The organism is Stenotrophomonas maltophilia complex sp. Om-AH-Sm3 (assembly GCF_059337855.1).
On the sequence record NZ_JBYBLQ010000002.1, the window covers coordinates 398,017 to 406,884 of the forward strand.

General features: G+C 68.1%; 7 protein-coding genes. 5 read left to right on the top strand and 2 right to left on the bottom strand.

Annotated features, from left to right (window positions below; all coding sequences use genetic code 11):
* The first annotated feature begins 51 nt into the window (after positions 1 to 51).
* The 5 genes from AC10QF_RS04520 (at position 52) to AC10QF_RS04540 (ending at position 6,715) form a co-directional block, all read left to right on the top strand.
* Positions 52 to 441 carry a RidA family protein gene (locus AC10QF_RS04520; protein ID WP_053498809.1) on the top strand — a complete coding sequence of 130 codons (390 nt, stop codon included), beginning with the start codon at positions 52 to 54 and terminating at the stop codon, positions 439 to 441.
* Between the two features lie 203 nt (positions 442 to 644).
* The gene (locus AC10QF_RS04525; protein WP_053498807.1) at positions 645 to 983 is read left to right on the top strand and encodes a hypothetical protein; all 339 of its coding nucleotides are present in this window, start codon (positions 645 to 647) and stop codon (positions 981 to 983) included.
* Positions 984 to 1,039: 56 nt separating this feature from the next.
* Positions 1,040 to 2,293 (top strand): TolC family protein, encoded by a 1,254-nt coding sequence (locus tag AC10QF_RS04530; RefSeq protein WP_494541813.1) that lies wholly within the window; start codon positions 1,040 to 1,042, stop codon positions 2,291 to 2,293.
* Complete coding sequence (locus tag AC10QF_RS04535; protein WP_111176052.1) at positions 2,290 to 3,495, top strand: efflux RND transporter periplasmic adaptor subunit; 1,206 nt, start codon at positions 2,290 to 2,292, stop codon at positions 3,493 to 3,495. The genes AC10QF_RS04530 and AC10QF_RS04535 overlap by 4 nt, the downstream gene beginning before the upstream one ends.
* A gap of 10 nt (positions 3,496 to 3,505) precedes the next feature.
* Positions 3,506 to 6,715, top strand: coding sequence for an efflux RND transporter permease subunit (locus AC10QF_RS04540; protein ID WP_111176054.1), 3,210 nt, complete (start codon positions 3,506 to 3,508; stop codon positions 6,713 to 6,715).
* Between the two features lie 95 nt (positions 6,716 to 6,810).
* Here the strand turns inward: AC10QF_RS04540 and AC10QF_RS04545 are convergent, their stop codons facing one another.
* Both AC10QF_RS04545 and AC10QF_RS04550 read right to left on the bottom strand, forming a co-directional pair.
* Complete coding sequence (locus AC10QF_RS04545; RefSeq protein ID WP_494541814.1) at positions 6,811 to 8,586, bottom strand: DUF885 domain-containing protein; 1,776 nt, start codon at positions 8,584 to 8,586, stop codon at positions 6,811 to 6,813.
* A gap of 150 nt (positions 8,587 to 8,736) precedes the next feature.
* Positions 8,737 to 8,868: integrase core domain-containing protein (locus AC10QF_RS04550; RefSeq protein WP_329845934.1), on the bottom strand; the 132-nt coding region annotated here is incomplete at its 5' end.

The following is an 8,868-nucleotide window of genomic DNA, read 5'->3' on the forward strand; positions in this document are numbered from 1 at the left end:
CCAGACAGCACTGGCGCGGAGGATGGCGTTCTCTCCCACGGATTCCTTCCCATGTCACAGCGTGATGTCGTTTTCCCCACCGGCCGCCAGGCCTTGTACGAGCGCAACCGCTACTCGCCGGCGATCCGATCCAGCGGTTTCCTGTTCGTCTCCGGCCAGGTCGGCAGCCGCGAGGACGGCTCGCCCGAACCGGACTTCGAAACCCAGGTGCGCCGCGCCTTCGAGAATCTCAATGCGGTGTTGGCTGCCGCCGGCTGCACCTTCGATGACGTGATCGACGTGACCGTGTTCCTGGTCGATCCGGAGAAGAACTTCGAGAAGGCCTGGGCGATCGTGCCCGAGTACTGGGGCGAGGCGCCGCACCCGACCCTGACCGGTATCGGTGTGACCTGGCTGTATGGGTTCCAGTTCGAGATCAAGGTGATCGCGAAGCTGCCGTGATACGGGTAGTGCCGGCCGCTGGCCGGCAACGCGGTGGGGTCGAAAGGCGTGTCGACCAAGGTCGACACCCACCAAGGCAGGAGGTCCGCACCCACCAGGGCAGGATGCCCCCAGGCCCTCCACCTGAACGGGAGATTCCGACGAATTCCCGAGGCGGCCATTGATATTGTATCCGGCGAAAATCGCTTGCTAGCCTCCCTTCCATGCGCCGGATCACCCGCCAACTGCGTACGTACCTGATGATGCTGCTGATGGCGGCGTTCGTGGTCGTGCCGGTGGCCGACGTGCTGGCCTGCGCGGTCGAACCGCACGACACCACTGCGGTGCACGTGGAAAGCAACGCCAACGATGCCGAGGGTGACAGTGACAGCAAGCACGCCGGTGCCTGCAGCCACAACCACTGCCACCACTCCAACCTGAGCCTGCCGGCCAGCACCCTCGCCGCCTTCGGTGCGCCGCTGCCGGCGCGCTGGATGAATGCCGGCGACGCGGCGACCTATGCGGTCGCCCAGGATGAATTGACGCGTCCCCCCCGGGCGTGAGTTGAGCGCGTCCCGCGATTGCGGGCTCCCGTTTCACTCACAACCGGAATCCCCCTATGTCGATCCTGACACCTCGGTCGCTGCGTGCGGCCGGGCGGGTCGTCGCCGTGTTGCTGGGCCTGGCCCCGGCGGCATCGGTGATGGCGCAAGCCGCCCCTTCCTACGACACCCTGCTTGAACGCCTGGACCAGCTGCCAGGTACCCGCGTCGGTGCGGCGCTGGCCGAGGCCGCCGACGCGCGCGCCGACCAGGCCCGCGCACTGCCCAACCCTTCCCTGTCCTGGTCGGCCGAGAACGCCTGGGGCACCGGCTCCTATGGCGGCATGGGCAAGGCCGACAGCGTGCTTACCCTGTCCCAGCCATTGGAGGTCTGGGGCCAGCGCGGCGCGCGCGTCCGTGCGGCCCGCGCCGAGGCACAGGCGGCCAACCTGCGTGGCACGCAGAGCCGCAGCGATGTGGCCAGCCAGCTGGCGGTGGTCTACGCACAGGCGGAAAGTGCACTGCGCCGCTACACCCTGGCCGAAGAGGCACTGAGCCTCACCCGCGATGACGCCAACGCCGTCAACGCGATGGTCAAGCAGGGCCGCGAACCGCAACTGCGCGCGGTGCAGGCGCAGAGCGAAGTGGCCAACGCCAACGCCGCGCTGGATGAAGCGCAGGCCTTCCGCGATGCCGCGCTGGCCCGCCTGGCCGGTGCTGCACTGCTGGATGCGCCGGTGCAGTCGATCGGCGACAGCCTGCTCGACCGTGCGCCGCCGCTGCCACGCGGCGCCACCGATGTAGCACTGGCCGTGCGCATCGCTGAAGCCGAAGCCGATGCGGCGGGCAAACTGGTCGAGGTGGAGCGCAAGCGCGCCCTGCCCGACCTCAGCGTCACCGCCGCGCAGACCCGCTTCCGAGAGGGCGGCGAGCGTGCCTACAACCTCGGGCTCAGCCTCAGCATCCCGCTGTTTGACCGCAACCGCGGTGGCATCCGCGCCGCCAATGCCGACCAGCGCGCGGCCGAGGCGCGCCTGGACCAGCAGCGCCGCGACAGCGAGGCGGCACGCCTCTCGGCCGTGGCCGGTTTGAAGGCCGCCGGCAGCCGAACCCGCGCCGCCGATGAAAGCGTGGTCGCCGCCGAAGAGGCGTATCGCCTGGCCCGCATCGGCTTCGACGCCGGACGCATCTCGCAGCTGGAACTGCGCAGCACGCGCAGCGCTCTTATCGCCGCCCGCGCCGCCGCCGTGGATGCGCGCCTGTCGCGCGTCGGCGCGGAAATCGATCTTGCCCGCCTTGAAGGGCGCGCACCCTTTGTGGAGGCCCCATGACTCTCTCCCGTACTTTTCCGCTGATCGGCGGCATGCTGCTGACTGTGCTGCTGGCCGGCTGCGCCGGCAACGCGCAGACGCCTGCCAATGAAGACCCCGCTGCGGCCAAGGCCGGCACCGACGATGGCCATGGCCACGCCGGCAGCAGCAAGGAAGCCAAGGCAGAAATCGCGAAGGCGCCTGCTGACGCCGACGAAGGCGTGGTGCAGCTGACGCCCGAGCAGATCAAGGCGTCCGGTATCGAAGTGGTTGCCGTCGGCCGTGGCGGTGGCGGTTCCACCCGCCTCGCCGGTCGGGTGGAACCCTCGGTCGGTGCCCGTGCCTCGGTGGCCTCGACCGTGACCGGCCGCGTCGAGCGCGTGCTGGTCGCGCCGGGCACGGCGGTGAAACAGAACCAGGCGCTGGCCATCGTGGTCAGTGGCGAGGCAGCGGTGTTCCGCGCCAATGCGCTGGCCGCATCCGCCGAAGCCGAGGCCGCACGCCTGGCCTATGGCCGCGACAAGGCCCTGGTCGACCAGGGCGTGGTCGCCCGCCAGGAGCTGGAAGCCTCGCGTGCGCGTTCGCTGGCGGCACAGGCCCAGGCCGCTGCCGCACAGGCCCAGGCCGCCGCCAACGGTGCGCCCGATGCCAGTGGACGCGTGCGCATCACCAGCCCGGTGGCCGGCATCGTCGGCAACGTGCAGGTCACACCGGGCGGTGTGGTCGCCGCCGGCAGTGCGGTGGCCGACGTCGCCGACCCGTCGATGAACGAGCTGGTGTTCACCGCACCGCCAGCGCTGGCTGCACAGGTCATGCCCGGCATGAAGCTGGAAGTGAGCGTGCCGGGTGGCAGCTTCACCGCTACCGTCACCGGTTCGGCCGCCGATGTACGGCAGCAGGGCGGCGTCGCAGTGATCCGCGCCACGCCGGTGGATGCATCGCTGCCGCCGGCCGGTTCGCCGGTATCGGCCGTGGTGGTCACCGAAGGCCAGGACGGCTCGCTCAGCGTGCCCGCCGATGCGGTGCAGAACGTCGATGGAAGCAGCGCGGTGTTCATCGCCGTCGAAGGTGGCTTCAAGGCGCAGCCAGTGCTGGCCGGGCGCCGTGCCGGTGACCGCATCGAGATCCTCGGTGGCCTGAGTGGCAACGAGCGCATCGTCGGTGCCAACGCCTTCCTGCTCAAGGCCGAGCTGGCCAAGGGCGAAGCCGAGCACGGCCACTGAGGAGGCGATCATGTTCAAGCTGATCATTGAAACAGCGGTGCGCCACCGCTGGCTGGTGGTGTTCATGGCGGCGCTGATCGCCGCCGTGGGCCTGTTCCAGCTGGGCAAGCTGCCGATCGACGCCGTGCCGGACATCACCAACCGCCAGGTGCAGATCAACACGGTGGCCCCGGCGCTGACCCCGGAGCAGATCGAACGGCAGGTGACCTATCCGCTGGAAACCGCGCTGGCCGGCATTCCCGGCCTGACCACCACGCGTTCGCTGTCGCGCAATGGCTTCTCGCAGGTCACCGCGATCTTCACCGATGCCACCGACATCTACTTCGCCCGCCAGCAGGTGGCCGAACGCATGCGCGAGGCATCGGAAGACCTGCCCGATGGTGCGTCGCCGATGCTGTCGCCGGTCACCACCGGCCTCGGCGAGGTGCTGATGTGGACGGTGGACTTCACCGCGTTCGATCCGACCAGGCTGGCCAAGCCCGGTGAAGCCGGCTGGCAGGCCGGCGAGGTCTACCGCACGCCGGAAGGCAACCTGCTGCGCACGCCGGAAGAGCGCGCGACCTACCTGCGCACCGTGCAGGACTGGATCATCGCGCCGCAGATGCGCTCCAGCCCGGGGCTGGCCGGTGTCGATACGGTCGGCGGCTACGTCAAGGAATACGGCGTGCATCCGGACAGCGCCAAACTGGCCGCGCATGGCCTCGGCCTGGCCGACCTGGTCACTGCCCTGCAGCGTTCCAACGTGCAGGCCGGCGCCGGCTTCGTGCAGCGGGCCGGCGAAGGCCTGGTGGTGCGTGCCGATGGCCTGGCGCTGACCACCGAGGATCTTGCACAGGCGCCGGTGGCCACCCGCAATGGCGTGGTGGTGCGCGTGGCCGATGTAGCCACCGTGGAACTGAGCCGCGCGCCGCGCCTGGGTGCAGCCAGCCGCAACGGCCACGAGGCCGTGCTGGGCACCGCGCTGATGATTGCCGGTGGCAACAGCCGCACCGTGGCGCAGGCCGCAGCCGCACGTCTGGAACAGGTGAACACCTCGCTGCCGGCCGACATCGTGGCCGCACCGGTGCTGGACCGCAGTGTGCTGGTCAATTCCACCATCAAGACCGTGGCCCGGAACCTCACCGAGGGCGCGCTGCTGGTGGTGGTGGTGCTGTTCCTGCTGCTGGGCAACCTGCGCGCGGCCACCATCACCGCGCTGGTGATTCCGCTGTCGTTCCTGTTCGCGGTGATCGGCATGAACCGCTTCGGCATCAGCGGCAACCTGATGAGCCTGGGTGCACTGGACTTCGGCATCCTGGTGGACGGTGCGGTGATCGTGGTCGAGTCGACGCTGCTGATGCTGGGCCAGCGCCGCGCCGAACTGGGCCGGGCGCTGACCGCGATGGAACGGCTGCGCGTGGCCGCCGATTCCGCGCTGAAGATGGCGCGCCCGGCGGCGTTCGGCCAGCTGATCATCCTGCTGGTGTTCGCGCCGATCCTCACCCTGGAAGGTGTGGAGGGCAAGACGTTCCACCCGATGGCGGCGACCTTCATGCTGGCCCTGGTCGGTGCCTTCCTGTTCTCCTTCACCTTCGTGCCGGCGATGACGGCGCTGCTGGTGCGCGAGCCGAAGCTGAAGGACGGCAATGCACATGCAGACGACGGCGAGCACGAGACCAGGCTGATACGCGTGCTGCGCGCGCGCATCGAGCCGGTGATCCGCAAGGCTGTGGCGCATCCGCGCACGGTAGTGGCCAGTGCGGTGATGATGGTGGTGGTGGGCATCGGCTCGTTCTCGCTGCTGGGCCGCGAGTTCATGCCGACGCTGGACGAAGGTAACGTGGCGATGCAGGCGTTGCGCGTGCCGTCGACGTCGCTGGAGCAGTCACTGGCCATGCAACTGGCGTTGGAAAAGGTGATTGCCAAGCAGCCGGAAGTGGAGACCGTGTTCTCGCGTACCGGTACCGCCGAGGCGGCGATCGATCCGATGCCGACCAACATCTCCGACAGCGTGATCGTGCTGAAGCCACGCAAGGACTGGCCCGATCCGAAGTTGGCCAAGGACGCGCTGGTGGCCCGTTTCGAAAAGCTGGCCGGGCAGCAGCTGGGCAACAGTTTCGAGTTCAGCCAGCCGATCGAGCTGCGCTTCAACGAGCTGATTTCCGGCGTGCGTACCGACCTGGCCGTAATGATCTTCGGCGATGACTTCAGCCAGCTGCAGAAGGTGGCCGACCAGGTGGCGCTGAAGCTGCGTGCGGTGGATGGCGCGGCCGACGTGCGGGTGGAACAGATCTCCGGCCTGCCCACGCTGAACGTGGCGATCGATCATGTGGCGGCGGCGCAGTACGGGCTGACTGCGGCGGATGTGAGTGATGCACTGTCCACCGGCATCGGCGGTACTGCGGCGGGCAAGATCTTCGAAGGCGACCGCCGCTTCAACGTGGTGGTGCGCCTGGACGATGCCGCGCGCAACGATCCGGACCAGCTCGCGTCACTGCCGATCGCCACGCCGTCAGGGCTGGTGATTCCGCTGTCGTCGGTGGCGCGCATCACGGTGAGCGAAGGGCCGAACCAGATCAGCCGCAACAATGGCAGCCGCCGTGTGGTGGTGCAGGCCAATGTGCGTGGCCGCGACCTGGGCGGCTTCGTCGGCGAGGCACAGGCCGCAGTGGCCGACGTGGCACTGCCGCCGGGTGCCTACCTGACCTGGGGTGGCCAGTTCGAGAACCTGCAGCGCGCGGAAAAGCGGCTGGCGACGGTGGTACCGGTGGTGTTCCTGCTGATCGGTAGCCTGCTGTTCATGGCGCTGCGCAGCGGCAAGGAAGCCATTCTGGTGTTCAGCTGCGTGCCGTTGGCGCTGGTCGGCGGCATCCTCGCGCTGCTGCTGCGTGGCATGCCGTTCTCGGTATCGGCGGCGGTTGGCTTCATCGCCGTCTCCGGCGTGGCGACCTTGAATGGCCTGGTGCTGATGCAGGCGATCCGCGAACGCCTGGATGCCGGCGACCTGCCGCTGCAGGCGGCGATCAACGGTGCCTCCAGCCGCATCCGAGCAGTGCTGACCACGGCGCTGGTGGCGATCGTGGGCTTCATTCCGATGGCGATCGCCAGCGGTTCCGGCGCGGAAGTGCAGAAACCGCTGGCGACGGTGGTGATCGGTGGCCTTATCACCGCCACCGTGCTGACCCTGCTGGTGCTGCCGACCTTCGCAGCACGGGTGGCCAAGCCGCGGGCGGTAGACTGAGGTGAGAGGGGGTCGGAGCCCTTTCCACGGGAAAGGGATCCGACCCCGTGACCGGGTCGGATTGCCGGCCAGCGGCCGGCACTACCCGGTAACGGTCAGGCCTTCTTGCGCTCGGCGATGTAGGCCTGGATCTGCTGTTCCAGCACCGGCAGCGGCACCGAGCCCTGCTTGAGCAGGGTGTCGTGGAAGCCCTTGATGTCGAACTTGTCGCCCAGCTCCTTCTCGGCCTGCGCACGCAGGCGCACGATGGCGATCTCGCCCAGCTTGTAGCTCAGCGCCTGGCCCGGCCAGGAAATGTAGCGGTCCACTTCAGTGGTCACTTCATGCTCGCTCAGCGCGGTGTGGTCACGCAGGTAGGCCAACGCCTGCTCGCGGGTCCAGCCCTTGCTGTGCACGCCGGTGTCGATCACCAGGCGCGCGGCGCGCCACATCTCGTAGGTCAGGCGGCCGAAATCCTCGTACGGGGTTTCGTAGATGCCCATCTCCACGCCCAGCTTCTCGCAGTACAGCGCCCAGCCTTCGCCATAGGCGGAGATGTAGGCGTTGCGGCGGAACTCGGGCAGGTTCTTCTGCTCGGCGGCGATCGCGCCCTGCAGCGAATGGCCCGGATCGGATTCATGCAGGGTCAGCGCCGGCAGGTTGTACAGCGGGCGCGACGGCAGGTTGTAGGTGTTGAGCCAGTAGGTACCCATGCCACCGCGGCCGGCCGTCCAGAACGGTGCGATGTCCGGTGGCACCGGCACGATGGTGAAGCGCGCGCGCGGCAACGTCATGTACTTGCCGAGCTGGCCGTCCGCCCGCTTGGAAATCCACGCGGCGCGCGAAAGCAGCTCTTCCGGCGTCTTCGCATAGAACTGCGGATCGGTACGCAGGAAGGTCAGGAACTCGGCGAAGCTGCCCTTGAACTTCACCTGCTTGATGATGTCGTTCATCTCGCCCTGGATGCGTGCGACTTCCTCCAGGCCGATGCGGTGGATCTCGTCCGGCGACAGGTCCAGCGTGGTGTACTCGTGGATCTGCTGCCTGTAGTAGGCCTTGCCATCGGGCATCGCTTCGGCGGCCAGGGTGGTGCGCGCCTGCGGCACGTACTCGTTGACGAAGAAGGTGCGCAGCTGCTGGAACGCCGGCACCACCTTGCCGCTGATCGCTTCACGCGCCTGCGCCTGCAGCCTGGCCTGTTCGGCGGCCGGGATGCTGTTGGGCAGCTTCTTGAAAGGCGCGTACAGCGGCGATTCGGTCGGGTCCTTCAGCTCGGCAACGGTGGCGATGGACACTTCGCGGCCATCCAGCACCGCGCGCGGCACGCTGAAGCCGCGCTTCAGGCCGGCGCGCATGTTCTCGGTCTGCTGGCCGAAGTAACGCGGCACATCGTTCAGCCGTGCGATGTAGTTCTGGTAGTCCTGCACGGTCTTCATCTCGTGCCGGGCCATGAAGGACAGGTTGGACCAGAACGAGGAATCGGCGTTGAACGGCATTTCGTAGCCGCGCAGGCGCGTCTCTTCGGCCAGGTTGAACACCTGGTCGCGATAGATCGCGTAGTTGACCTGGTTGTCCGGCGACAGGGTCTTCGGGTCGATCTTCTTCAGTGCGGCCAGGGTCTCGTCCCACACCTTCAGACGCGCCTGCTGCGCGGCCGGGCCGATGTCCGGCATGCGGGTGGCGTTGGCCGGGGCGTCTTCGTCCTCGCTGGCTTCACCACCTCCCTGCTGGCGCCACTTCCATTCCTTCTCGTACAGCGCGCGGAAGGCGGCATCCGCGGGCGATTCGGTGGCCACGCTGGCGGGCGCGGCGGCGGCGGTGGGCGCAGCGGACAGGGCCACGGTGGGGGCGGACAGGGCGATCAACAGGGCAACGGCAAGACGGGTTTTCACGAGCACAGGTTCCCGGGAAGGCAGACCCCGATCATGGCACCGCCCACGGCCCATGGCATGGGACGAAGGTCCTGCCTGCAGCGCAGGCAGGACCGGGAACCGGCCGCAGGCCGGGGCCGCAGCGCCGAAGGCGCGTGGTAGAGCCGACTGTTAGTTGTGTAAACCCACCACGTTGTTCAGCGGGATTCTGGAAATAGGCGGCTGGCTGCCGATCCCCATGTGGGGTCGGTGCCAGTTGTAGTGATGCAGCCATTCAGGTAGCACGGCATCGCGTTGCTCTGA